The 421-nt window shown below is 48.0% G+C and carries 1 tRNA gene and 1 rRNA gene; both read right to left on the reverse strand.

Annotation, left to right across the window (positions count from 1 at the left end):
- Positions 1-83 (reverse strand): 23S ribosomal RNA (locus tag ACP6L2_RS18145); the annotation flags it as partial.
- Positions 84-302: 219 nt separating this feature from the next.
- A tRNA-Ala gene (locus tag ACP6L2_RS18150) sits at positions 303-376 on the reverse strand.
- Positions 377-421: the final 45 nt, after the last annotated feature.

Here is a 421-nt window from a genome sequence, read left to right on the forward strand (position 1 = left end):
CCCCGTGGCTTATCGCAGCTTATCACGTCCTTCATCGCCTCTGAGAGCCTAGACATCCCCCGTGTGCCCTTGTTTACTTTCTTCACGCTACCACCCCTTTTGCAAAGTGGTAGGTTGCTTTTGGACTACGTGCCGAAGCACTTCGTCCTCTGTTGTCTTCTCTTGTGTCTCTTTTCTTCCAATATGTCAAAGAACTCTTCTTAGATGTGAGATCTGGGATATGAGATGTGAGAACCTTTCTACCGAACCTATATCGGTGTACTCGATCTCCTATCTGATGTCTTCGATCTGTCATCTAAACGTGGAGAATAACGGATTCGAACCGTTGACCCCCTGCGTGCAAGGCAGGTGCTCTAGCCAGCTGAGCTAATTCCCCTTTCCATTCAATCTTAAATGGTAGTCCCGAGCAGATTTGAACTGC

The sequence above is a fragment of the Sphingobacterium lactis genome, from assembly GCF_051951495.1.
Classification (GTDB): domain Bacteria; phylum Bacteroidota; class Bacteroidia; order Sphingobacteriales; family Sphingobacteriaceae; genus Sphingobacterium; species Sphingobacterium lactis_A.